We start from the raw sequence: 24168 nt of genomic DNA, 5'->3' as shown, positions 1-24168 counted from the left end.
TGTCGGGTGACTGTGCGAGTTCTTGTCTCGTAGCATGCCTTGGTATACAAACTGGCCCGGCCGTACATCTCCTATCGAGGAGCCCGCCATGTGTGTCGATTCCGCACCGCCGCCGCCCAGCCGCGTTCGCCCGGCGCCGGGCCGACGCGTGCGAGGACGCGGGCGTCGTGATCCGTGCGGGCATCGTGCGATCCGCCCAACTCCTCGGTCTTCAGCGGACGGTGGGCCATCTCGCCCGTGGCTTCGCCGGTGACGCGATCGTGGTGGACGTCGATCCGCTCGCCGACGTGTCCGTGCTCAGAACGCCACTGCACGTGGTGTGAGCGGGCTCGGCCCTCAAGGCCTCTCCGCTTCTGAGACCTCGTGTTTCTGCCGATGGGCCGTCGCCGACGACCCGACGCGGCCTCTGCCGCTGCCTCTCTCCAAACCGAAGGAATCCTGATGACGCCTCCTCCCTCCCCGATGTCCCGGCGCGGTGCCCTGGCCGGCGCCGCCTCTCTCGCGGGAGCCGGTGTCGCGCTGTCCGCGGCCGCACCGTCCGCCCAGGCCGGCCCCCGCAGCCGTCCCGGCAATGCGGTGATCTTCCGTGACGTACGGCCGATGGGCGCGGTGAAACCCGTGGATCTCACCGTCGTCGACGGCCGGATCACCGGCGAACAGGCCCCCCGGGGCACCCGGGTGATCGAGGGTGGTGGGCGCATAGCCCTGCCGTCCCTGGTGGACGCGCACATCCATCCCGACAAGACGACGTGGGGCGGCTCATGGGTCTCGCGCGAACCGGCCGACAGCATCGCCGACTTCGCCGCCCAGGACGTGGAACTGTTCCACAGCCAGCACCGGACGGTGGGAGAGCGGGCCCACGGGCTCATGGCACACGCCGTGACCCGCGGGACGCGGGCGATGCGGGCCCACGCCGACATCGCTCCGGCCTACGGACTGACCTGCGTGGAGGGGCTCGCGCAAGCACGCGAGCGGCTCAAGCACGCGCTCGACGTGCAGATCGTGGCCTTTCCGCAGCATGGCGTGGTCCGCGCTCCCGGCACGGCGGCACTGCTCGAGCAGGCGGCTCGGAGCGGGCTCGTGGACATGATCGGCGGGATCGATCCGATCGGCTTCGACCAGGCGATGGACGAGCAGCTGGACCTCGTCTTCGGCCTTGCGGAACGGTACGGGGTCGGCGTGGACATCCATCTGCACGACCGGGGCGAGAAGGGCTTGACGGTGCTGCGCGGCATCATCGACCGAACCCGGACCCTGTCCTTGCAGGGCAGGGTGACAGTCAGCCATGTCTTCTGCCTGCCGGGCCTCTCCGACACCGAACTGGCCGCAATGGCAGAGAGCCTCGGTGACCTGGACATCTCCTTGACCACCGTGGCGCCCAGCGAGTCGCTCGTCCTGCCGATCGCGAAACTGCGGGAGCACGGCGTACGGGTCGGGCTCGGGTCGGACGGGGTGCGCGACTCCTGGAGCCCCTTCGGCAACGCGGACATGCTCCATCGGGCACACCTCCTCGGCTGGGTCACGGATGTGCGCCTCGACGAGGAGCTGGCGGCCTGCTACGAGGTCGGCGCGCACGGTGGTGCCGACGTCATGCGGCTGCCCCGCGCCGACTTCTCGCCGGGCTCCCCGGCCGACTTCGTCCTGATGCGGGCCGAGTGCCTGCCACAGGTGCTGGTGGACATGCCCGCACGGGACATGGTGGTGCACGGCGGTCGCGTGGTGGCACGTGACGGCGAGTTGACATGACCGCCCCGTCACGCCGTCCCGCCGTCCCGCACCGGGCGGCGCCCCGTCGTCGGGCCACCCGCATAGGGTGACGGGGTGTCCGGTGTCCGCGAGGGCTCAGCGACTCGTGGGCACCGGGGCGGACGAGAGCACAGAAAGGACGCCGTACGTGACGGCAAGCACCGACCCGCAGGACGACGGAGGAGAGCCGTCGGCCACTGCGCCGCGCACGCCTCTGAGCGAGCTCGCGCGCCGGGCCATCAGGGAACGCATCATCGGCGGCAGCTACGCGCAGGGCGCCCGTGTGGTGGAACGCGAGATCGCCGAGGACCTTCGGATGTCGCGGGTGCCGGTTCGCGAGGCGCTGCGGGCGCTGGTGGAAGAAGGCCTGCTGGACCTGTTGCCGCACAGCGGTGTGCGAGTGCGCCGGCTGGAGCGCTCCGATGTGGAGCATCTGTACGACGTGTGGGAGCCGCTGGCCATCCAGGCATCGCGCCTCGCGGCCCGCCACGTGGCCCTCTCCTCGGCCGGGGAGGCCGCTGACCTGGCGGCCCTGCGGGCCGCACTGGAACAGGCCGAGGCCGCCGCGGCAGCGGGGGAACGGACCCGGGAGAACGACGCGGGCACCGCCTTCCACGACCGGATCGTGGCGCTGGCGGACAACCCGTTGCTGGCCCAGCTCATGCAGCGGCTGAACGGGCAGTTGCGCCTGCTGTTCGGGCTGAACATGGAACCCGCGCCCATGCGCGCGCAGCACAGTGAAATGTACGAACGCATTGCCGCAGGAGACGTGGAGGCCGCCGGGGCGATCACTCTGCTCCACGTCCGCAAGAGCAGAGAGCTCGCCCTGCGGTCCGTCACCTCCGCATCCGGTCCCTGAGGAATCCGCCACCGGTCGGCTCCCGCGTCGAGGAGCGGCTCTACCGCAGTGGAGCGGTCCGGGGGACTGCCGTGTGGGCCGAACGGTCGATGCGCCGTGCCCGAGGGCCGGTCGTAGCCGAGGATCGGCCACGTCTGGCCACCGCGTCGCGGATGTGGCCGGTCGTGTCGTCGGCGTTCGGTGCGTCGCGGAAGCGGCATCGGTCCACGCGAGCCCGGCCTGATCCGAACGAGAGGCCCTAGCCGGCGGTCGGTGCGCCGGGGACGCGGCGCTCGCCGCCGTTCCGCTCCTGCCACAACCTTTGTGTCCGTCAGAAGGGCTTGGTCGGAAGGTACTTGCCGTCGAGTGTGATGACGGCACGCTCACCGCCCTCGGGGTCTGCGACCTTCTTCACGTCCAGCTTGAAGTTGATCGCGCTGATGATGCCGTCCCCGAACTGCTCGTGGACGAGGGCCTTGAGGGTGGTGCCGTAGACCTGGAGCATCTCGTAGAAGCGGTAGATGGTCGGGTCGGTCGGAATGCCGCCGGGGATCGATCCGCGGGTCGGGATGGTCTGCAGCAGCATCACCGCGTCGGCATCCAGGTCCAGCAGCTTCGCGACGGCCTTGGCGGCCTTCTCCGGAAGGGCGTGCTGGCCGAGGACAGCGGCGGTGACGAACGCGACCGACAGCTCTGCGGCGTCGGCGATCTGCTGCCAGGTCAGGTCCTTGCGAGTCTTCGACTCGACCGCCGCGGCGGCGAGGAGCCGACGGGCGGTGGGGTCGAACTGGGCGTGTGTCATGAGAAGGATTCCTTGTCTCGGCACCGGCCCCGAGGTGTGGCCGGCGGGTTCAGGGGGTGGGTCAGGCCGGGGCCATGGCGGCGTCGACCGTCTCGATCGCGCCGCTCGCGATGTCGAACACCCAGCCGCGCAGGGTGAGCTCCCGGGCGGCCAGAGCGTGGACCACCGAAGGATGGGTGGCCAGGTTCTGCAGCTGTGCGGCCACATTGGCCCGCACCAGGGCGTCCACCGCGGACGTGCCCGGTACGGCCGGGCCGGCGGCGGCACGGGCGCGTGCGGCGTCCGCGTGTCGCAGCCAGCCCGCGATCACCGGTGCGGCGCTGAGATCGTGGTCCTCGGCCAGCGCGGTCATGGCTCCGCACGCGGAGTGGCCGCACACGACGATGTCGCTCACGCCCAGCACGGCGACGGCGTACTCGATGCTCGCCGCGACACCGTCCGGGACCGCGGCGTGGGCCGGGACCAGGTTGCCTGCGGTACGGATGACGAACAGCTCGCCCGGTTCGCTCTGCGTGATCAGTTCGGGGATCACGCGGGCGTCGGAACAGCCGATGAACAGCGTCCTCGGCCGGTGGGTCGTGGCCAGACGGGCGAACAGCCCCGCCTTTGCGGGAAAGACGTCGCGGCGGAAACGGGCAGGGCCGTCTGTGAGGTCGTGCACGGTCACTCCCTTCGGTGGTTGCCGGCCCGACGGGCTGACGTGATTCACCATGCATGAGCTGTACCTATAGAGTCCAAGACTCGTTATCCATCACATCTATTGATCGCATCTATGGCTCACTGTGTGGGGAGTCCGTCAAGGCCCGGATGCTGATCGCCCTCGGGATGCGCCGTGGTGTGCCGGGTCTCCAGTGCCGGGTGCGGCGCTCGGGAACCGGCAGCCGGATACGGATGGCGTGTACGGCGGGGCGGGGCGCGGCGTGGTCGGACGGGGGTGGGGGCGGGGCCCTTCCCTACGCGGTGGGATTCGCGGTCAGGACTGCGCCGAACCGTCCTGGTTCCCGGCGGTGTCCGAGGACAGGTACCGCATCGCGGAGGCGCGCGTGCCCGCCACGTGTGCGCGGGCCAACTCCTCGGCCCGTGGCGCGTCATGGTCGCGTATGGCTTCGTAGAGCCGCTCGTGCTCGCCGCACATCGGGTCACCGTCGTCGAGGGCGGAAGTGAGGCGGAACAGACGCCGCAGGCGTGCGTCGAGGGGGCTCATCAGGTCCTGCAGCAGAGGGTTGCCGGACGCCTCGACGATCCGTCGGTGGAAGTCCGCGTTGTGGGTGACCGCCTCGCGCAGCCGACCCGCTTCGGAGGCCTTGCGGCTGCGGGTCAACAGGTGCTCCATGTCGCGCAGCTGCGCATCGGTGGCCCGGCGGGCGGCCAGGCCCGCGGCCAGACCCTCCAGCTTTTCGCGTACGTCGAAGAGGTGCTCGGCGTCCTCCGTCCCGAAATCGGCGACCACCGCGCCGCGCCGGGGCTGAACGGTGAGGAATCCCTCCGACTCCAGCCGCTGCATCGCCTCCCGCAGCGGGATCCGGGACACGCCGAGTTCCTCGGCTAGCTCCCGCTCCACCAGCCGGTGCCCGGCCGGGTACTCGCCCTCGATGATCCGTTCGCGCAACTCGGTGTAGACCCGGTCCCGCAGGGACTGGTGGGTGTCGCCGATCGAGGCGCGGCGGTCGGGGCGACGGGTGGTCATGGGTACGGCTCCATGCGCGGCTGGGCGGACCGGGGGCGGGCCCGGATGTCTCTGATCATCGCAGACCGGGAAAACCGATCCCCGACAACCATTGCCTGGTATTCGGTATACCAGTTAGCTTGTCGATACCCGCCGCCCATCAGCATCTTCCCGGCCGCAGCCGGTGCTGAGGCATGGCGTGAGACGTACGAACAGTTGGAGGAACCGTGTCGCAGCATGCCGACACCCCGTCGTCGACCCTGTCCGCGCCGACCGTCCTCGTGGACGCCACCCTGGCCGACGGCCGCCGGGTCGACGTCTTCCTGGGCGACGGCCGCATCACGGCCGTCGAGGAACACCGGTCGCAACCCTCCGGGGACTCCCGCGCGGGATGTGACGCCGGGGCCGTCCGCCTCGACGGAGCGCTGTTGCTGCCCGCCCTGGTCGACGGGCACGCCCACCTGGACAAGACGCTGTGGGGCGCACCCTGGCAGCCGCACCGGGCCACCGCCACCCTGCGCGAGCAGATCGCCAACGAACGGGCCCTGCGCAAGGAGATCGGCGTCCCGGTCGCCGAACGCGCCACGGCACTGGCCGAGCGCATGGTGGCGCTGGGCACCGGCCATGTCCGCTCGCACGTCGACATCGACCCGGACGTGCGACTGGAGAGCCTGCACGAACTCCTGGGCGTACGCGAGCGGTTCCGCGACCGGCTCGGCATTCAACTGGTGGCCTTCCCGCAGAGCGGAGTGGTGACCGAGCCGGGCGTCGCGGACCTGCTCGATGCCGCGCTCGCCGAGGGCGCCGACCTGATCGGCGGACTCGACCCGGCGGGGTTCGACGGCGACGTGAACGGCCAGCTGGACATCGTCTTCCGGCTGGCGGAGCGCCACGGTGCGGGCATCGACATCCACCTGCACGACGGCGGCGAGACCGGCACCTTCCAACTGCGCGCCATCGCCGAGCGAACCGCCACGCTCGGGCTGGGAGGCACCGTCGCCGTGAGCCACGCCTACGCGCTCGGCGACGTCGACGACGCCGAACTCGACCGCACCGCCGACGCGTTGGCAGCGGCCGGGGTCGCGATCATGACCAACGGGCCGCGCCACTCCATGCCTCCCGTGCTGCGCCTGCGCGACCGCGGCGTGCGGGTCTTCGCCGGCTCCGACAACATCCGCGACTCCTGGTGGCCCTACGGCACCGCCGACATGCTCGAACGCGCCACCGTCATCGGCCTGCAGGGCGGCCTGATGAGCGATGACGAACTGCGGTACGCGGCCACGCTGGTCACCGACGATGCCGCCGCCGCACTGGGCCTGAGCGACTACGGCCTGGCGCCGGGTCGGCGCGCCGACCTGGTCGCGGTCGCGGCGGGCGGGGTGCCCGAGGCGGTCGCGGCCCACCCGCAGCGCCTGCTGGTGCTCCACGACGGCAGGATCGTCGGCCCCGCACCGCACGCAGCCGCCCCGTCCGGTGGTGCCCCCGACCTGCGAGGAGAGCGATGAGAACCCAACCGCACCCGACGGCCGCTCCGAGCACGCCCGACACGGACGCGTCCGCCCCCGCCGGTCCGGACGAGGTCACCGGCACGCGCCTCGCCGCCGGCCGGATCGGCACCTTCGACCTGGTCTTCTTCGTGGTCGCGGCCGCCGCCCCGCTCACCGTGCTGGCGGGAGTGGCTCCCTTCGCCATCGGGATCGGCGGCTCGGGGGCCCCGCTCGCCTATCTGATCTCCGGAGCGCTCCTGGTGCTCTTCGCGGCCGGATTCACCGCCATGAGCCTGTACGTACGCAACGCCGGTGCCTTCTACGCGTACGTGGCCCGAGGTCTGGGCCGCACGCTCGGTGTCGGCATCGCCTACGTGGCCGTCGTCTCCTACAACCTCATCACCCCCGGAGTCGCCGCCGCCTTCGGCTACTTCGGCGCCGGGGCGATCCGGGACGCCACGGGAACCGACGTCCCCTGGTGGGCGCTCTCCGTCGTCTGCGTCCTCGCCGTCGGAGTGCTGGGCTGGCTCAGGGTCACACTCAGTGCCAAGGTCCTCGGAATCGCCCTGGTGCTTGAGGTGCTCTCCCTGCTCGTCATGGACGGCGGCATTCTGGGCAAGCGCGGAACCGCCGCTCTCGACCTGGGTTCCTTCGACCCCACCACACTCGCCGGCGGCGGAATCGCGGGCATGTTCGTGCTGGTCATCGGGGCCTTCACGGGATTCGAAGCGACCGCGATCTACGCCGAGGAGGCCCGCGACCCACGCCGCACCGTACCGCGGGCCACCTTCATCGCCATCGGCTTCCTCGCACTCTTCTACGCGGCGGGTGTCTGGCTGATCATGGGCGCCTTCGGCACGGACGAGGCCGTGACGATGGCCCGTGCCGCAGCCGGACCCGATCTCACCTTCCAGGCAGGGGAGTTGTACGTGGGCGCATGGCTGTCCGACACCATGCACGCACTCATCGTCGTCAGCGCCTTCGCCGCCGCGCTCGCCTTCCATAACGCCGCCGCCCGCTACCTCTACGCGCTCGGCCGTGAAGGACTCCTGCCCCGGCGCCTCGGCAGGGTCTCCGCGCGACAGGGATCCCCGAGTGGGGCGGTGATCGCCCAGACCGCCTTCAACCTGCTGGTCGTCCTGGCGGGCGCCGCACTGGCCGCAGACCCCTACACCGTGGTCTTCCTGTGGACCAACAGCACCGCGGTCCTGGGCATCATGCTGATGCAGGCCACGGCCGCACTCGCGGTCTGGGCCTTCTTCCGCCGGGACCGGCGTGGCATGTCCGCGGCCCGGGTGGTCTGGGCCCCGCTCGTATCCTTCGCCGGACTCGCCGTGCTGACGGTCCTGGCCGTCTGCCACTTCGACCTGCTGACCGGGGAGACGGGAATGACGAACGTCGCCCTCCTGGCGCCGCTGCCCCTGGTCCTGGTGGCCGGCCTCTGCGTCGCGCTTCGGATCCGTAGGAACGATCCCCACCGGTACGCGTCGCTGACCACCACGGACGTGGAGAAGGACTGACACGCGGGACGTGGCGGCCGGGGCGGCGTTCTCACCCCGCCCCGGCGCCAGCTTCCATAGGTCGCACAGTGCGATTTCGGGATTGTCGATCGACCCGAACTATAATTCCGGCATGGGTCCGGAACTACGTCACCTCCGCTACCTGATCGCGGTGGCCGAGCACGGCAACTTCACCCGCGCCGCGGAAGAGCTGCGTATCTCGCAGCCGACGCTGTCGCAGCAGATCAAGCAGTTGGAGCGTGCTGTCGGCGTCCAGTTGCTCGACCGCAGCGGCCGCAGCGTCCGCCTGACCGATGCGGGTGAGGTCTATGTGCGCCACGCGCGGCGCGCACTGCGGGAGCTGGCCGCGGCCGACCGTGCGGTGCTCGATGTCGCCGATCTCTCCCGCGGCCATCTGCGCCTCGCGATGACGCCGACGTTCACCGCCTATCTCATCGGCCCACTCGCACAGGAGCTGCACACCCGCTACCCCGGTATCACGCTGGAAGTACGGGAGATGACGCAGGACCGCATCGAGGCAAGCCTGCTGGCCGACGAACTGGATCTCGGCATCGCCTTCGCGGGAACCCATCTGCCCGGCATCGTCGCGAGCGCGCTCTTCGCCGAGACGCTCAGCCTGGTCGTCAGCGCGCAGCGCATCGGATCGTGCGATGAGCGGCCGCTGCCGGTGCGCGAGCTCGCCGACCAGCAACTCGCTTTGCTCAGCAGTGACTTCGCCACCCGTGCCCATATCGACAGCTACTTCGCCGATCATCAGGTCAGCCCGCCGATCGCCGTGGAGGCCAACAGCATCCAGGCCCTCGCGGAGATCGTGCGGCGTACCGGGCTGCTGGCCACCGTTCTTCCCGACGCCATCACCGACGACCACCTCCACCTCACGCCCATTCCGGTCGACCCTCCCCTGCCCACCCGCATCGCTACTTTGCTGCGAAGGGAGAGCGGCTACGAGAGCGCCGCTGCCCGCGCCTTCACCCGGCTCGCACACGATCTGGTGCGGGACCGTGGCTACGCGCCGGCCTGAGAACTCGCGCCACGTCGGCGCCTCATGACATGGCGTCCCCGGCACGCCCGACGAGGCAGCGCCTTCCTCCTCGGCCGTCAGGCCGGCTTCATCACGGGAGCCGACCTCCTGATGGACGGCGGCGTCACCGCGGCCCTGCGCACCGGCGAGCCGACCACCCCTTGACCGGGCAATCGCCCCGCACACGCTCTGCTGACACTCACTCCCGCTCCACCAATCGCGCGGTCACGGACATCGCCATGCGCAGCGCGCTGTCGCGGTCCGCCCCGCCCTGGCCGAGGACCACGCGGGTGCTCAACCCGTCGAGCAGGGCCAGGAGTTCGGAAGCGCGGGTCGCCGCATCCAGGTCCGCGGCGAAGCGGCCCTGCCGCACGCCCTTGGCGAGGAGTGATGCGAGGTCGTCCTGCCAGCCGCGGTCGATCTCGGCCTGGGCCTGGCGCAACGGCTCGTTCGACGCCGTGCGTGCCCACAGCTCGATCCACAGCGTCCAGCGCGGGTCACGCGGTCCACGGGGAAGGTACAGCTCCAGGAAGAGTTCGAGCTTCCGCTCGATACCGACCCGCCTGGTCAGCAACGCCCGGCGTTCATCGGTGAGCGCGTTCTCGCTCCATCGCAGCGCCTCCAGGAGCAGTAGGTCCTTGCTGCCGAAGTAGTAGAGGATGTGGCCGCCGCTGGTGCCGAGGCGCCTGGCGAGCGCGGACATGGTGAGCCCGGCCAGGCCGTCCTCGGCGATGGCGGCCATCGCCTCCTCCAGCATCCGCTCCCGGGCCAGATGTCCGTCGCGCCGTCGCGCCGTCGTTGTCACGCCGCGCCTCCTCCTCCGTGTGCTCGGTGACGACCTTAGGCCCTCTCGTTCGGATCTCGCCGGGCGATCCGGCGCGAACCGAACGAAAGACCTGGGCGGCCCGATCTTCGCAGAGGTCTTGACGAGGTGCCGGGAGCGCATCTTGAATGCCGTTCTAACTTCTAGAACGGCATTCAAAGTGAGGTGCCCGGCTGCCGGGCCACAAACGGACGAGGGGCGGGCCGCATGACGCAACAGGACACGACCACGAGGGTGCCGAGAGGGACGACGGGCGCTGCCGACCAGGTCTTCCAGGTCGAGACCCACGGCATCGACCCGATTCCCGACGAGGAGCGTCACGGCAGCGCGAAGGACCTGTTCTGGCTCTGGTTCGGGTCCAACCTCACCTTCACGTATGTCATCAACGGCGCTCTGGCCGTCGCCTTCGGCCTGTCCTTCTGGCAGGCGACCGGTGTCGTGGTCCTCGGCGGCCTGTCGTTCTTCGCCATCAGCGCGGCCGGGCTCAGCGGCGTCCGCACCGGCACCGCCACGCTGGTCATCTCCCGAGCCCCCTTCGGTGTTCGTGGCAACTGGCCTGCCGGGATGCTGAATTGGGTGGTCAGCATCGGCTACACGATCCTCAACACCGTCGTCGGCACGCTCGCCCTCGAAGCGTTCTTCGCGGACACGGGAGTGGGGTCCGGCCGCACCGGGCGGGCCCTCGCGCTGCTGATCACACTCACGTTGACCTTCGGCGTCGCGCTCTGGGGCCATGCCACCGTCCAGTTCGCCGAGCGCTGGATCGCGTACGTTCTCGCCGTCGGCTTCGCCGCGCTCCTGGTGTTCCTGCTGCCGGGCGCCGACACGGCCGGGGCGGCCGTCTCTCCCGGGGCGTCCGGGTGGAGCCTGGCATTCGTCGTGATGTTGGCCGGGCCGTTCAGCTACGTTCCGATGCCGGCCGACTACACGCGCTACCTCCCGAGGGCGACCTCGTTGCGGTCGCTCACCTGGTACGGCGCCCTCGGCGGCTTCGTGTCGTCGGTCGCCCTGGGCATCGCCGGGGTGGCCGCCGCCACACAGACGGACATGACCGATGCCGTGGCCGGCACGGAACGGCTGCTGCCGGGATGGTTCCAGACGCTGTTCCTCGCCCTCGTCCTCGGCGGCTCGGTGACCAATTCGATCGTCACCCTCTACTCGTCGAGCCTGAACCTTCAGGTGCTCGGCGTCCCCTGGAGCCGCTCCAAGGCCATCGTCATCAGTGCGGGCGTCACCGCCGCGGGCGCTCTCTGCGCGCTCTTCCTCACCGACTTCACCAGCTCACTGCTGTCCTTCCTCTCGCTGCTGATCATCGTGTTCGCACCCTGGGGCGGGGTGTTCCTCACGGACATGCTGATGCGCCGCTGCCACTACGACGGACCGGCCCTGCACGCCGGACCGGACGGCGCCTACTGGTACCGGTCCGGCTTCCACCCCGCCGGTGCGGCCGCGCTCCTGGCCGGCATGGTCTTCGCCGCGCTCACCTGCGACTCCGAGCTCTGGACCGGCCCGCTGGTGGCGCCACTGGGCGGCGCCGACCTGACTCTGCTCGGCTCACTCGTCTCCGGGCTCGTCTACTGGGTGCTCGCCCGACGGACCGTGGCGCCGCACACCGACCCTTCCTGAACGGCCGCCGTGCGACGCCCGCATCGGGCCCGCGCGGTACGGCCCCGCCGTACACCCGCACCACTAGGAGTCACCTCACATGGCCATGGCCGCCCACCTCGTCCTGCGCAACGCCCGTATCCACACCGTCGACCCGGCGCTTCCCGAGGCGCAGGCGATGTCGGTGATCGACGGCCGCATCGCCTGGCTCGGTCCCGACGAGGACGCGCCGGGATGGACGGGGCCGGACACCCGGGTGATCGACGCCGGCGGGAAACTGGTCCTGCCCGGGTTCATCGACGCCCACAACCACGTCCGGCTCGGCTCGGACGACGCCTGCGTCCAACTCTCCGGCGCCCGTACGCTCGACGAGGTCCACGCCCGCATCCGGGCCTGGCGTACGGCCCACCCCGACGCCGAGTGGATCGAGGCGGAAGCCTTCGACTACTCGGCCGTCCCGGACGGCCGGATGCCGACCGCCGCCGATCTCGACCCGGCCACAGGTGATGTTCCCGCCTTCGTGCTGAGCTACGACGTGCACACCGCCTGGGTCAACACCGCGGCCCTGCGCCGTCTCGGCATCGACCGCGACCACACCGATCTGCCCTTCGGTGAAGCCGCCACCGACCCGGCCACGGGGGAGCCCACCGGCTTCATCACGGACTTCGCCGTCAAGGGCCTCTCCCGCGACGGTCACCGTGCCCTTCGGACGCTCGGCCTGCCGTGGGCCTCGGCCGACCGGCAGTACGGACGCCTCACCAAGTCCCTGGACGACGCCATCGGGTTCGGCATCACCACCGTGGTCGAACCCCAGAACTCGCTGGACGACCTGGCCCTCTTCACACGCGCACGCGCCGAGGGCCGGCTCAGGTCCCGGATCGTCGCGGCCCTCTTCCATCCGCGCGGTACCTCGGACTCCGATCTCGACGACTTCGCCGCCGCCGCCCGCCGGTACGCCGACGACCGGATACGGGTCGGACCGCTCAAGCTCTACATCGACGACGTCGTCGAGCCGCGTACCGCGGCCCTCCTCGAACCGTACGCGGGCTGCCGTCACCACAGCGGCGACACCTTCTATCCGCCCGAGGAGTTCGCGAGCCTGCTGGCGAAGCTCGACGCCCGTGGCTTCCAGTGCTTCGTCCACGCGACCGGCGACAGGGGGATCCGTACCGTCCTCGACGCCGTCGAGCACGCTCGCGCGGTCAACGGACCGAGGGACGCCCGCCACCAGATCGTCCACGTCGAGTGTCTCGACCCCGACGACACACCGCGCTTCGCCGCACTGGGCGTGGTGGCGTGCATGCAGCCCCGCCACAGCGCCCCGGAGGTCGCGGGACCCGGCAAGGACTGGGCGGAGAACATCGGTGCCGGACGCTGGCACAAGGCATGGCCCCTGCGAAGCCTGCACACGGCGGGGGCCGTGCTCGCGCTCTCCAGCGACTGGAACGTGGCCGAGATGGACCCGATGATCGGGATCCACACGGCCGTCACGCGGCGGCCCCTCGGCGGTGGGGAGCCCTGGATGCCGCAGGAGACGATCAGCGTGGAGGCCGCGGTCCACGGCTACACGATGGGCTCGGCATACGCCAACTTCCTTGAGAACGAACGTGGTTCGCTGACGGTCGGCAAGGCCGCCGACTTCGTGGTGCTCTCCCGCGACATCCTGCGCGCGGCACCGGAGGACATCCCCGGCACCGTGGCTAAGACCGTCGTCGTCGCGGGCCTCGTGGAGCACGGCGGCTGACCACCGACCACGCCGGACACAGGGCCCGGCGGCGTGCAACGCCGGGATCGGACGCCGGACCGGACGGGTCCGGCGCCCGCAACACCGACGGCTCTCCACGGAGCCGGTCGTGGTGTCCGGCCCCGTGCCGGGCACCACGACCCGCACACCGGTCCTCACCCGGCTCGCATCGCGCGGACCCGCCATGCCACGGACGGTTCTCCGCTCGAAGGTTCTGCGCTCAGCGGCTCGCCGTCGCAGCGGCAGCCGCCAGGTCGCGATGGACGAGACGGGCCGTCCCCTCGACCGTGGCGACGCCGTAGTCCATGGTGCGGTTGCCGGTCGAGAGGACGACCATGCCGTAGTCGTGACCACTGCCGGTGAAGGCGCCCACGCTGTTCACCCGCCATCCGTCGGTGGTGCGCGGAAGCCAGCCGTTCTTGACGTGCACGGTCGCCGTGGCGGGCGATCCGGCAGGCACTCCCCACCTCTGGCCCGGGACGACGTGATTCATCAGCCCGAGCGCGTAGCTGCGTGAGGAGGGCGCGAGCACCGTGTTCTCCGTTGTCGTCAGCAACTGCATCAGCCGGAGCTGGTCGCCTGCGGTGATCTGGGTGAGGCCCCAGCTTCGCCCCGTGCCGGGAACGGTGTGGTCCATGTGGGCCAGCGCGAGGAACTTCTTGAAGCCGGCGGAACCGATCTGGTGCCAGAGGGCAGAAGTCGCGTCGTTGTCGGACTTGGTGATCATGGCGGTGGTCAGTTCCACCTCATGCGAAGTCAGCTTCCGCTGCGCCTCCTCGGCCTGCCGCAGCAGTGCGCCGAGTACCGAGACCTTGACCACGCTGGCGGAGTCGAAATGCGTGTCGGCCTTGAGTCCGCAGGTGGTTCCACTGGCCCGGTCGTACAGGGCCAGCGACGATGTGCCCTCCCGCCCGGCCAGCGCACCGGCTATGTCGCGGGCGAGCTGGGCGGCCAGGCCGGGCTTCTTCGAGGTGCAGACGACCTTCGCGCCACCCGCCGAGGCGCTGACGGTGTCGGCCGAGGCCGGGGTTGCCACGGCGCACACGGTGAGCAGCGAGGTTGCGGCGAGGGCAGTTGCCAGAGCGGGCCGCGAGCAGGTCATTATGCGTGATCCGTACATGAGGGCTGTGTCCTGTCTCGCGTGTGCCATAGGTCATGTCGCCGGACCCCGCGGCTGCGAGCCGGGCCACTGAAGTGTGTGGACACCACCGCTCAGCGACATGGGCTGCAGCGGGTCGCCCGCCCCGGCATCTGTTCGGGCCGCGGAGAATCACCGATGAACGGGAGACGGGGCGCGGTCAAACCGGATCGAATCCCAATTCATAGGACACGGTGACCCTACGGGGCCCGGAGATGGGAACCCTCGATTTTTAGGGCGAAATGCCTGTTGTGTCGGTTTTGTCGAAGTGTGATGTTCGCCAAATCTGCTCTGCCGCAGAATCCGTGATCCGTTGCTGGGAGCGAGAGGAAGCCGCGAGCTCGGTCGGGGCACCGGGATGGGCCACACTCTCGCCCTCGGCGGACGTCAACGCTGCGGAGTCGCCGGCTGAGCAGCGCCCGTCGGGCCGGTGACGACCGACCCGCCAAGAGTGGCCCATTGCTGCTGTTCCGGGCCTGCGCCCCCCGGTCAGGTGTTCCCCCTACAGTTCCGGCTCGCCCCATGAACCGACGATCACCTGGTCGCCCACGGACAGTTCTCCGGGCCGAAGCACAGCGAACTTCGTACCGAAGGCGACTCCCCCCTCGGCCGCCCGCCGGTAGTCGGCGAGCGTGCGGAGCGGCTCGGGGCCCGCCTTTGCGCCGACCCCCTGATCGACGACCGTGACGACGCAGCGGATGGCCGGTTTGGTGTATCCCAACTCCGCTTCGCCCATGGTGATGTGGCGTGCCCGATCCTCGATGTGGGGCTCGTTCCAGCCTTCGATGACGATATTCGGACGAAAACGGTCCATGGGCAGGGGCGCGGTTCCTCGTTCGGCCAGCCGTTCGTTGAGCAGGTCCAGAGTGGACCGAGAGAGGACATGGACGGCGCAACTGTCGGCGTAACCGGAGGTGCCGGGCGTCCGGCCATCGGTTACCCGGTTGTGTTCCGGCGGCACACGCATCAGCCGGGTCGGCGCGCCCAGAAACTCCGACAGCCATCCGGCGGCCTCATCGCCCTGGTCGATGCCCTTGTACGGGACCCCGAACAACTCCACGTCCCGGCGCGCGCCGAGGGTGTCGACGTCGATGGTCAGCAGGTCCAGGCCGAGGCCGCGCAATGTGAGGTGCCCACCGTCGGAGCTGATCTCCGGTCTGATCAGCGCCAGTTGCGGATGGCGGCGTTGACTGCGGAACACACCATCTGCGCCGGTCACCATGAAGCTCCGGTCGTGGGCAAGACCCGCGGGCGTCAATGTCGCGTCGTCCACCGAGGTGCCGGCGCATCCCTTGACGGGGTAGTACGACAGTGTAGCGATCCTGGCCACGCTTCCCCTTCGTCGTTCTCAGGGCTGCTGACGGTCGCCTGAGCCCGGCAGCGTGCCGCGATCACGAATCTACTCGTCCCACGGCCCACGGCCCACGGCGCCGGGGCGGACCTGACGGTCCGGCCCGACTTCGCGTGGACCGGGCCCCCTCCTATTGCGTTTCCGTCTCCTTGAGTTGGTACAGCTCGGGCAGGGAGACCTTGATCGGCTCCTGCGTGGTCCGTGCGATCACCACGACGACGGGCTCGTTCGGGTCGGGGTTCTCCTCGCGATGCGGGACGAACGGAGGGACAAGCAGGAAGTCGCCAGGATCCGCGGTGATCCGTACCTCTTCCGTGCCGTTGTGGAAGACGAACACGGGGTGACCGCTGACCACGTAGATCCCCGCCTCCGACTCGCCGTGATGGTGGTTGTCCGTCGCGCTCAGCGGCGGGTTCTCCACCCGGCCCATCCAGAGCTTCTTCGATCCGACCGTGCCGCCGCTGATCGCGGCGTAGCCGTCCAGCTCGCCGGATCGAACGTGGTGGACGCGGTTCCTCGGCGGTGTGTTGTCCTCGCCGCCCAGTGCTGCCCCGACGCCTTCGTGGGTGGTCATCGTGTGGCCTCCTGATGGTCTCGATGCTCTTCGGCCCGGCACCAGCCTGTGACCGGCGCGCATCGAGTGACAACAATCGTTGCCGTAATGGCAACGCGCAGTTCCGGGGCGATGGTGTACCGCGCGGGCAGTCGCCGGGGATGGCGGACTTCGTGGCCGACTGCGCCTGCGGGCCCCGGAGTTCACCGACCGGGCGGTGGTAATGCCGTCACTGTGGTGCGGAGGCGTACACGTCTCTCACATTGTCCCTGGGCTTCGGCTTGCTCCGGCCGCACGGGCCCGCGGCGAACGCGTGCAGCAGATTCTCCGTGGCACGGGTGACGAAAGCCCCCGTACGGGCATCCATGCCGTGGTTGCGCCCGTTCTCCCGGGTCCCCGCCATCAGGGCCTCGACCCATCTCATCGTCCCCGAGGCGAAGACGCCCGCTCCGCTCGGGACGGTGTAGTAGGCGGAGTCGGCGTGGCTGTGCGTGCCCTTGCAGACGAGAGGGGAATGGGCGATCACTTCGAGCGGCGCCGGGGTGGGCATCTCAGGGACGACCCGGTCGTACTCCACCCCGACCAGGTGATCGAAGGAGTCTCCTCGCTTCACGCCCGTTCTCGCGAAGATCCAGTGGTCGCTCCCGTGGACGACATACGGGGCGTCCACTGGATAGCCCTCGTAGAGGACACCGGTCAGGGAGGACTCCGGGAAGGCGCCGGGAGGCTGGCGGAAGTCGTTGGTCGGCATGTCCGCGTGGTCGGCGAGGTACGGATCGTCGCGGTAGTCGGTCTTGTAGCAGACGACGGTGCGGTCGGCTCCGGTGGCGTCCGGCTCCAGCCTGATCCGGCGGAAGCAGGCGTTGGCGCCGAGGAAGGCCACATTGGTGCCCGCATCGCGGGCCCGGGTGACATGGGCCCGCTGCTGCGGCGTCCAGTACTCGTCGTGCCCCAGCGAGAGAGCGGCGGCGGCGCCCTGGAGGATGCCGGGATCACGGTGAACGTCTGTTCCCGTGGTGTAGGCGAGCGGGATGCCCAGTCTCTCCGCCAGGACCACCACCGCCCGTTCGTAGACCATGAACTTCTCCGCGCCGTTGCCGTCGTAGGGGCGGTCGAAGTCCACGGCGAGCGACCGTGTGCCGTAGGCGCCGTTCTCGCCCTGGTAAAGGCTGTAGCCGCCCCACACGTTGTACGCCTGCCAAGTCGCCACGGCGTGCATCAGCACGGTTCTGCCCGCCGCGCTCGCGGAGCGGACGATCAGTGGTACATAGCGCTGGTGGCCGTTGTCCGCGTCCAGCCGGAGCAGGTACGCACCCTCCGGCCAGCCGTCGGCGCGGACCCGGAGCGAACGCCGCCAGCCCGCGCGCACGGTGCGGGTGGCCGGAAGGATGCGGGGGCGGGCCTGGATGGCCCCGGCGACCCGGTGCGAACGCCAGACCAGCCGCGCCTGGGCCCCGTCGTACCAGCCGACACGGTAGGCCGAGACCCGGAACGCAGGGGCGGTGGTGGAGACATGCAGGCCGAACTCCTCACCCGGCAGCACGCTCACCTTGTCCGTATAGCCCTCGACCGCCTCGGGCGGCCCCACCGAACGGATGCGCCAGTCGGCATTCCCCGCCCGGGTCCTCTCCACGCTCTCGGCGGTACGGGCCGCGCCGGGCGGGGCGGACCCGGTGCCGGACTCCCCGCTTGCGGAGGAGTGGCAGCCGCCCACCGCCATGCCGCCCGCCATCGCTCCGCCCGCCGCCGCGGCAGCGAGGAAGTGCCTGCGGTCCAGGCGGCCGGGGAGCCCGGGGCTCTGCGCCTCACCATGCTTCATATCGCCCGCCAACCCGTCCCGCAGTGCCGTCACGGGCCATCGTCACCCGCCACCTGCCCGGTGACGACCCGGGGCGGGCCGAATCGGGGACGGGCCACGCCGTCCGGGTTCGTCCGGGGTTCTCGTCGTCGGGTCGGCCGGGCCCGGCCCTGTGGGCCTGCGGCGTCCACGCCTCCCGCGATGCGCCGGTCAGTGCCGGGGGCTGTTCCTGTCGCCTCGACGGATCCAATGCGCCCGGCGCTGGTAGCGGGCGACCGGCGGGGCGACCGGCGGGGCGACCGGGGGAGCGGGCGGTGGTGCGGACGTGTCGGGGGGCGCTGCCTCACCGGCCGGGGCGGGGGTGTCGCTGGGCGGGCGGAGCCCCTCCGCCGAATATCGCGTCGTCGCGATGCTCTCCACGAGCTGTGCTTCGGTGAAGTTCTCAGAGCCGGGCACATGGGGCACAAAGCCGATGAGTACTCCGTCGCTGACGATCTCCGCGTCCAGCCCCGAGGCCCCGTCGACGTCCCACAGAGCCTCGATTGCCTCGTCGAGGACGACGCGGATCCCGAACTCGTAGACACCCGCCTCCACGACATGGGCCATCACGTCACGGGCACGGAGCGCCGACACCAGACGGCCGGCACGATCCGCATCCATACCGGGCGCACCTCCTTCATGTTCGGAGACCGGTGATCGGCCTTCGATACGAGGCAGCGCCCCTTCCGGGGCGCTGTGCTCACTCGGTTCGGCAGTGGGAGAGTAAGAAGGCGTACGCACCCTCCGCCAGGCGAACCCGTAGCGGGTCGTCGTCGAACGGATGCCACTTCTCCGTCAGCTCTCGTTGTCCTCCGCCCGGCGCTCGCCCTCCGCCTGTGACGGCTGGGTGCGCATCGTGGCGGGGTGCCGCTCCTCGGCCGGATCCCTGTCCTCTTCGAGCCTCTCGCCCTCGGCCTGGGACGGAGTCGGGTACATGTCGATCTCGCTCATGACCGCCTCCACGGTCGGCACGTCTCCACAAAACGAGCCTAACGCGTCATTCGGTGGACGGCCCGGGCTGTGCGCACCGGGCACTCCGTGAAGGTGCGGATGCGTGTGGTGACACTCTCCCGGCGCGCGGCCCCCCGTGCCGGCGTGCCAGGGCATCGGCAGTCCGCAGGTCCAGGACGCGTCGGCGGGAACGTCCCTGTACGGAGCGGCGCCACGCCGAAGAGGGCCTCAGCGGCCCGGAACGCCGTCGGCCGACTCGTGCGCGGCCCTGGGGCGGTGCACTGTGGAAGACGTGGGCGTCAGTGAACGGTATACGGATCTGCGAGAACCATGGCGGCCGAGCCATGCGCTGCTGGCGATTCCCGTCACGCTCATCGTCGTGATCACCCTGGTGGACATCTTCGCGCCGCAGGACATCCATCTGGGGCCGTTGCTGGTCATCGCGCCGGCGCTCACCGCCTCGTTCGCCGGCCCGCTCCCGACCGGGGGCATCGGCCTCCTGGCCGTGGGGGCCCAGGCGTACATCGGCCTGCACATCGGCCTGCTGTCCTCCCGGAACGTACTGGTGCAGATCACCGCCATCGCCCTGCTCTCGGTGCTGACCGTGCTCTTCGCCCTGATACGCGAGCGGCGCGGACGGCAGCTGGCACGCGTGCGGTCGGTGGCCGAAGCCGCACAGCACGTCCTGCTGTGGCCGCTGCCGGACCGGATCGGCCCCTTGCGGGTCGCCTCGCTGTACCTGGCCGCGGAGGACGAGGCCCTGATCGGCGGAGACCTGTACGCGGCCACCCGTGTCGAAGGCGGAACGCGGGTGATGATCGGGGACGTGAGGGGCAAGGGCCTGGCCGCCATCGGGGAGGCCGCCCTCCTGCTCGGCGCCTTCCGCGAGGCCGCCCACCAGCACACCGGCCTGCCAGAACTCGCCGCCGCCCTCGAACAGAGCGTCACGCGCTACCAGGCCGACTTCGACTCGGAGGACGAGCCGGGAGAACCCTTCGTCACCGCCCTGTTGCTGGAGATCCCTGACGAGGACCACATCAGCCGCATGACGAGCTGCGGACACCCCGCGCCCCTGGTGCTCGGCCCGGGGCACTCCGTCACCGTGCCGAGTCTTCATCCCGCGCCCCCGCTGGGGGTCGGCAGCATGGGCCCGACGTCCTACACCCTCGACGCGTTCCCCTTCGAGGCCGGCGACACCCTCCTTCTCTACACCGACGGGGTCGTCGAGGCGCGTGACCGGGGCGGGGACTTCTACCCGTTCGAGGAACGGGCGGCCCGATGGACGGAGAGTTCCCCGGAGGCGCTCCTGAACCATCTGCGACGCGACCTCCTCGCCCACGTCGGCGGGCGTCTGGGCGACGACGCCGCTGTCATCGCGATCCACCGCGCAGCCGTCCCCGGCGTGGTTCACCATCGTGGCAGGATCGACCACTCCTTCTGACAGCTCGTGGTGACGATGTGAGGTACGGTCCCCCGGGTTCCGCGGCGGGCACGGCCGTCGTCCCTCAGGTCCGACCACGGCGGTGTCGGGCATGGCCGAGCCCCCGCCGCTCGGACAGGGGCTCGGGGCTACGGTTGCTCGACCCTGAGGGCTGTCCCGTAATCCCTGGCGGGCGCACGACGACAGCCACGTCACCTCGCCGCGTTGTCAGTCGGGCGGCTCCAGGGGCGCTGTGCGATCACGAGCCTCGCCCGTCTGCTTCTTGATCTCACCCTTCGCCTGGTCAAGTTTGCCTTCGGCCTCCTTGCGGCGGTTGCCGGTCATCTTGCCCATGGTTTCCTTGACTTTGCCCTTGATCTTGTCCTTGCCGCTTCCATGAGCCATGAGGACTCCTCGGGTGGACAACTCTTCCCTCATTTCAAACTAGAACATCTCGGGCAAGGCCGCCTCGTGCGAGAGGCGGCCAGAGAGAGGATGCGCCTGCCGGTATCCGTCGAGTGCGAAGGCCGTCACGGGCGGGCGTGGACGGTCACCGGCGTGCCGCCGCCCGCCCAGGGGCTGTACCTGCGCCGACGGCGTGAACCCGCCGGGCCTGCCCGCAGGCGTAGCCTGGCCATACGCCTGTGCACCGCGAGTGAGCGACGGAGGCGGGCCCATGACCGATCCCTATGGCTTCCTCAAGACCCCCCGCCGTCCCGTTCCGGCGCGCCCCGTCCAGGAACGGCTGAGCGACTGGAACGAGGTCTACGCGGGGCAGGCACGGCTACCGCTCGTTTCCGCGCAGGCGGGGCGATGCATGGACTGCGGCATACCGTTCTGCCACAGCGGCTGCCCACTGGGAAACCTCATCCCCGAGTGGAACGCGTATGCGCGGAAGGGCGATTGGTGGGCGGCGGCCGAGCGGCTGCACGCGACGAACAATTTCCCGGAATTCACCGGGCGGCTGTGCCCGGCGCCGTGCGAGGACGCCTGTGTACTGACCATCAATGCCGACCCGGTGACGATCAAGAATGTCGAACAGGCGATCGCCGACCAGATCTGGGAACGCGGGTACGCGCCGCCGCAGCCGCCCGAGCGGCTCAGCGGCAAGACCGTCGCGGTCATCGGCTCCGGGCCCGCGGGGCTGGCGGCGGCGCAGCAACTCACCCGCGTCGGCCACGCCGTCGTGGTCTACGAGCGTGCCGACCGCATCGGCGGACTGCTGCGCTACGGCATTCCCGCGTTCAAGATGGAGAAGCGCCACCTGGACCGCCGAATCGAGCAGATGCGGGCGGAGGGTACCGAGTTCCGCACGGGTGTGGACGTCGGCGGCGATGTCGACGCCGCGGAACTCGCCGTGCGACACGACGCGGTCGTGATCGCCGTCGGAGCCACCGGGCAGCGGGAGCTGGCCGTCCCGGGCCGCGAGCTGCACGGTATCCATCAGGCCATGGATTACCTGACCCTGGCCAACCGGGTCACGGAGGGCGACCGTGACGTGCCGGCCGTCACCGCCGAGGGCCGCCATGTGGTGATCATCGGCGGCGGCGACACCGGTTCGGACTGTCTGGGCACCGTGCTGAGGCAGGGCGCAGCCTCCGCCGTGCAACTGGACATCAATCCCGAGCCCGGTGAAACCCGACGGAACACCGAGCCCTGGCCCGTGTATCCGAAGGTCTATCGGATATCCCATGCTCATGAAGAGGCCCGTGGGGGAGGCGGCACGGATCCGAGAGTCTTCTCGTCCGCCACCCTCAGCTTCGAAGGGGATCGTTCCGGTCATGTGCGCGCGCTGCGACTGGCGGAGGTGGAGCCCGAGGACAGAAGGCCGCGGTTGGAGACGGAGCGGGTCATTCCGGCGGATCTGGTTCTGCTCGCCCTGGGCTTCTTCGGCCCCGAACGGGGCACCGGCCTGATGCGGCAGCTCGGGCTCGTGCTGGACGATCGGGGGAACTTCGCCCGCAACGGCGCCTTCGCGGCGGAAACAGCCGAAACGGCTGGTGCGGCGGGGTCGGCCGAGCGGACGGCCCGAGCCGGGACGGGCGGGGTGTTCATCGCCGGTGACGCGGGCCGCGGGCAGTCCCTGGTGGTGTGGGCCGTCGCGGAGGGGCGGTCCGTCGCGGCGGCGACGGATCGCTGTCTGAGCGGTTCCACGGTGCTCCCGGCGCCGATCGCCCCGGATGACCGGCCCGTGATCGCCTGAGTGGCTCCGGCGCACCCCAGCCGGTGTGAGGACGTCCCGTCGGCAGGGACCGATGGCGGACACACACTCGCTGTGCGGATTCACCGTCGGCCGGGTCAGCGGTCCTCGTCACCCCGTGGGATGCGCGCCGCTGCTCACCGCTCCGATGCCGGTCGGCCATCAGGGCCTCTCGTTCGGATCACGCCCCGCGACGGCTCAAGCGCCCTTGCGGCAACGGGAGGTGACGGCGGCGCCGAGTTCCGGAGTGAGCGGGCTTTCGGCGGCAGCCAGACCGAGGGCCGTGCAGAGAGTGCCGCCGTACAGGTCGACGGTGGACTCGATCAGGTCCGCGAAGGTCGCCGCAGCGAGCCGGGCCCGATACCAGCCGGTGGCGTAGACGGCCACTGCGACGAGCGAGGCGGGCCACCACACGACACCCGCGAACGCGTAGAGAACCGCCCAGCCCGCCAGCACCGCGGCGGCGTCGAGTGCCCCGGACGCGGTGCGCAGTTCCTCGCGTACGTCCTCGGGCAGCACCAGCCAGAGCCGGGGCCAGCACGCCGCGAGGTCCAACCGGTATTCGGCGAAGACCCTGACATCGGCGCCGGCGAGGCGGTCGCCCATCCAGGTCGGCCGTACCGTCGGGGCGAGGCTGATCCGGTTGCGGCGCCGGGCGAAGCCGGACGCGTCGCGGCCGGCTGCGGACGCCTCCTCCAGCATCGTCTGGTGGTGCTGCCACTGCCGCGACCGCCTTTGAGACAGACGGCTCCTGGCCGGGGCGGCCCACCGGGGCCAGTCTCCCAGCCAGACGGCCCGGACCAGCCGGCCCAGCCCCTGCGCGGCCAGCCCGGCGGCGCCTGCGCCGAGAAGGGCCGCCAGCCCGGTCAGCAGGACCGTGGCGGAGCCGTCGGCCTGGAGGCGGCGCGCCATGTCGGTTGCGGCATCGGCCAGTTGGTTCGCCGAGAGGGCATCTCCCTGACCCAGGAGGAGTCCTGCCGACAGCGCCGCGACCAACAGCAGGCCGGGGAGCACCAGGACGGAGAGCCAGCGCTCCGCCAGCCGTCGGCCGACCTCGACGAGGAGTCCGGTCACGCGGTCGGCCGCAGGCGCAGTGCCGTGCCGCGCACCGCGCAGACCTCGACGGGTGTCCCCGGCGGCCGGATCCAACTCCGGTTGCAGGCTTCGCCGGGGCACCCGTACACATCGACGCCGAAGCGGAATTCGGTGGCCGCCGGGTGGACGATGCCGCCGGGGCTGCGTACTTCGGCCGACTCCGGAGCGCCGACACTCCGCATGAAGGCGGTGATGCCCTCGGTCCGGCCGGCCGCGGCGGCGGCCACGATCGCGTCCAACCGCGCACCGAGACCGCGTCTCTCCGCTTCCTTGCGCAAGAAGGTCAAGTTCTCGCAGAGCCTGGCGACTTCGTGCCGGTCTTCGCTCATATCCATGGATCCTAGTGGCTGACGCGAACTACAGTGAGCGGT

At 70.5% G+C, this 24168-nt stretch carries 24 protein-coding genes; 11 read left to right on the top strand and 13 right to left on the bottom strand.

All coding sequences use genetic code 11. The features are described from left to right. Nucleotides 1-92: 92 nt before the first annotated feature. The 3 genes from ACF1B9_RS07645 (at nucleotide 93) to ACF1B9_RS07635 (ending at nucleotide 2605) form a co-directional block, all read left to right on the top strand. The gene (locus tag ACF1B9_RS07645) at nucleotides 93-323 is read left to right on the top strand and encodes a hypothetical protein (protein ID WP_391739620.1); all 231 of its coding nucleotides are present in this window, start codon (nucleotides 93-95) and stop codon (nucleotides 321-323) included. A gap of 118 nt (nucleotides 324-441) precedes the next feature. Next, nucleotides 442-1746 carry an amidohydrolase family protein gene (locus ACF1B9_RS07640; RefSeq protein WP_391739619.1) on the top strand — a complete coding sequence of 435 codons (1305 nt, stop codon included), beginning with the start codon at nucleotides 442-444 and terminating at the stop codon, nucleotides 1744-1746. Between the two features lie 148 nt (nucleotides 1747-1894). Beyond that, complete coding sequence (locus tag ACF1B9_RS07635) at nucleotides 1895-2605, top strand: GntR family transcriptional regulator (RefSeq protein WP_391739618.1); 711 nt, start codon at nucleotides 1895-1897, stop codon at nucleotides 2603-2605. A 310-nt stretch (nucleotides 2606-2915) separates the two neighbouring features. Here ACF1B9_RS07635 and cynS read toward each other — a convergent pair whose 3' ends face one another. The 3 genes from cynS to ACF1B9_RS07620 all read right to left on the bottom strand — a co-directional run bounded on the left by cynS (nucleotide 2916) and on the right by ACF1B9_RS07620 (nucleotide 5073). Continuing rightward, nucleotides 2916-3386, bottom strand: coding sequence for a cyanase (cynS, locus tag ACF1B9_RS07630; protein ID WP_391739617.1), 471 nt, complete (start codon nucleotides 3384-3386; stop codon nucleotides 2916-2918). A 61-nt stretch (nucleotides 3387-3447) separates the two neighbouring features. Continuing rightward, nucleotides 3448-4047, bottom strand: coding sequence for a carbonic anhydrase (locus ACF1B9_RS07625; RefSeq protein WP_391739616.1), 600 nt, complete (start codon nucleotides 4045-4047; stop codon nucleotides 3448-3450). A 312-nt stretch (nucleotides 4048-4359) separates the two neighbouring features. Continuing rightward, nucleotides 4360-5073, bottom strand: coding sequence for a GntR family transcriptional regulator (locus ACF1B9_RS07620; protein WP_391739615.1), 714 nt, complete (start codon nucleotides 5071-5073; stop codon nucleotides 4360-4362). A 206-nt stretch (nucleotides 5074-5279) separates the two neighbouring features. Between ACF1B9_RS07620 and ACF1B9_RS07615 the strand changes: the two genes are divergently transcribed. From ACF1B9_RS07615 to ACF1B9_RS07600, 4 genes are all read left to right on the top strand, one after another. Continuing rightward, the gene (locus tag ACF1B9_RS07615; protein ID WP_391739614.1) at nucleotides 5280-6557 is read left to right on the top strand and encodes an amidohydrolase family protein; all 1278 of its coding nucleotides are present in this window, start codon (nucleotides 5280-5282) and stop codon (nucleotides 6555-6557) included. Then, entirely contained in the window at nucleotides 6554-8059 is a 1506-nt protein-coding gene (locus ACF1B9_RS07610; RefSeq protein WP_391739613.1) for an APC family permease, read from the top strand. Before ACF1B9_RS07615 ends, ACF1B9_RS07610 begins: the two co-directional genes overlap by 4 nt. 112 nt (nucleotides 8060-8171) lie before the next feature. Next, nucleotides 8172-9080, top strand: a complete 909-nt coding sequence (gene cynR, locus ACF1B9_RS07605) for a transcriptional regulator CynR (protein ID WP_391739612.1) — start codon at nucleotides 8172-8174, stop codon at nucleotides 9078-9080. A gap of 24 nt (nucleotides 9081-9104) precedes the next feature. Beyond that, on the top strand, nucleotides 9105-9245 hold the full coding sequence (locus ACF1B9_RS07600) for a hypothetical protein (RefSeq protein ID WP_391795895.1): 141 nt from the start codon (nucleotides 9105-9107) through the stop codon (nucleotides 9243-9245). A gap of 34 nt (nucleotides 9246-9279) precedes the next feature. On the opposite strand, the gene ACF1B9_RS07595 is transcribed toward ACF1B9_RS07600, so the two are convergent. Next, nucleotides 9280-9885, bottom strand: a complete 606-nt coding sequence (locus ACF1B9_RS07595) for a TetR/AcrR family transcriptional regulator (protein ID WP_391739611.1) — start codon at nucleotides 9883-9885, stop codon at nucleotides 9280-9282. 225 nt (nucleotides 9886-10110) lie between these two features. Between ACF1B9_RS07595 and ACF1B9_RS07590 the strand changes: the two genes are divergently transcribed. Together ACF1B9_RS07590 and ACF1B9_RS07585 are read left to right on the top strand one after the other, a co-directional pair. Continuing rightward, nucleotides 10111-11529, top strand: coding sequence for a purine-cytosine permease family protein (locus ACF1B9_RS07590; protein ID WP_391739610.1), 1419 nt, complete (start codon nucleotides 10111-10113; stop codon nucleotides 11527-11529). A gap of 79 nt (nucleotides 11530-11608) precedes the next feature. After that, complete coding sequence (locus tag ACF1B9_RS07585; protein ID WP_391739609.1) at nucleotides 11609-13252, top strand: amidohydrolase; 1644 nt, start codon at nucleotides 11609-11611, stop codon at nucleotides 13250-13252. Between the two features lie 220 nt (nucleotides 13253-13472). On the opposite strand, the gene ACF1B9_RS07580 is transcribed toward ACF1B9_RS07585, so the two are convergent. The 6 genes from ACF1B9_RS07580 to ACF1B9_RS07555 all read right to left on the bottom strand — a co-directional run bounded on the left by ACF1B9_RS07580 (nucleotide 13473) and on the right by ACF1B9_RS07555 (nucleotide 19082). Further along, nucleotides 13473-14288, bottom strand: a complete 816-nt coding sequence (locus ACF1B9_RS07580) for a serine hydrolase (protein ID WP_391739608.1) — start codon at nucleotides 14286-14288, stop codon at nucleotides 13473-13475. 604 nt (nucleotides 14289-14892) lie between these two features. Next, nucleotides 14893-15720 (bottom strand): MOSC domain-containing protein, encoded by an 828-nt coding sequence (locus tag ACF1B9_RS07575; protein ID WP_391739607.1) that lies wholly within the window; start codon nucleotides 15718-15720, stop codon nucleotides 14893-14895. Between the two features lie 151 nt (nucleotides 15721-15871). Continuing rightward, entirely contained in the window at nucleotides 15872-16315 is a 444-nt protein-coding gene (locus ACF1B9_RS07570) for a cupin domain-containing protein (RefSeq protein WP_391739606.1), read from the bottom strand. A gap of 208 nt (nucleotides 16316-16523) precedes the next feature. Next, entirely contained in the window at nucleotides 16524-18113 is a 1590-nt protein-coding gene (locus ACF1B9_RS07565; RefSeq protein WP_391739605.1) for a N,N-dimethylformamidase beta subunit family domain-containing protein, read from the bottom strand. A gap of 189 nt (nucleotides 18114-18302) precedes the next feature. Then, nucleotides 18303-18752 (bottom strand): hypothetical protein, encoded by a 450-nt coding sequence (locus ACF1B9_RS07560; RefSeq protein ID WP_391739604.1) that lies wholly within the window; start codon nucleotides 18750-18752, stop codon nucleotides 18303-18305. Between the two features lie 174 nt (nucleotides 18753-18926). Further along, nucleotides 18927-19082 carry a hypothetical protein gene (locus ACF1B9_RS07555; protein WP_391739603.1) on the bottom strand — a complete coding sequence of 52 codons (156 nt, stop codon included), beginning with the start codon at nucleotides 19080-19082 and terminating at the stop codon, nucleotides 18927-18929. A gap of 292 nt (nucleotides 19083-19374) precedes the next feature. Here ACF1B9_RS07555 and ACF1B9_RS07550 point away from each other — a divergent pair, with 292 nt between their 5' ends. After that, complete coding sequence (locus ACF1B9_RS07550; RefSeq protein WP_391739602.1) at nucleotides 19375-20523, top strand: PP2C family protein-serine/threonine phosphatase; 1149 nt, start codon at nucleotides 19375-19377, stop codon at nucleotides 20521-20523. 207 nt (nucleotides 20524-20730) lie between these two features. Here the strand turns inward: ACF1B9_RS07550 and ACF1B9_RS07545 are convergent, their stop codons facing one another. Then, the gene (locus tag ACF1B9_RS07545) at nucleotides 20731-20907 is read right to left on the bottom strand and encodes a CsbD family protein (protein ID WP_391739601.1); all 177 of its coding nucleotides are present in this window, start codon (nucleotides 20905-20907) and stop codon (nucleotides 20731-20733) included. Nucleotides 20908-21178: 271 nt separating this feature from the next. On the opposite strand from ACF1B9_RS07545, the gene ACF1B9_RS07540 reads away from it, so the two are divergent. Further along, nucleotides 21179-22705, top strand: a complete 1527-nt coding sequence (locus tag ACF1B9_RS07540; protein WP_391739600.1) for a glutamate synthase subunit beta — start codon at nucleotides 21179-21181, stop codon at nucleotides 22703-22705. A 195-nt stretch (nucleotides 22706-22900) separates the two neighbouring features. Here the strand turns inward: ACF1B9_RS07540 and ACF1B9_RS07535 are convergent, their stop codons facing one another. Both ACF1B9_RS07535 and ACF1B9_RS07530 read right to left on the bottom strand, forming a co-directional pair. Further along, nucleotides 22901-23776, bottom strand: a complete 876-nt coding sequence (locus tag ACF1B9_RS07535) for a hypothetical protein (protein WP_391739599.1) — start codon at nucleotides 23774-23776, stop codon at nucleotides 22901-22903. Beyond that, on the bottom strand, nucleotides 23773-24126 hold the full coding sequence (locus tag ACF1B9_RS07530; protein WP_391739598.1) for a hypothetical protein: 354 nt from the start codon (nucleotides 24124-24126) through the stop codon (nucleotides 23773-23775). The genes ACF1B9_RS07535 and ACF1B9_RS07530 overlap by 4 nt, the downstream gene beginning before the upstream one ends. Nucleotides 24127-24168: the final 42 nt, after the last annotated feature.

It is taken from the genome of Streptomyces sp. NPDC014727, assembly GCF_043083485.1.
Lineage (GTDB): Bacteria > Actinomycetota > Actinomycetes > Streptomycetales > Streptomycetaceae > Streptomyces.
Note: the sequence above shows the minus strand (reverse complement) of the source record. Positions and strands in the feature narration are given on the sequence as shown.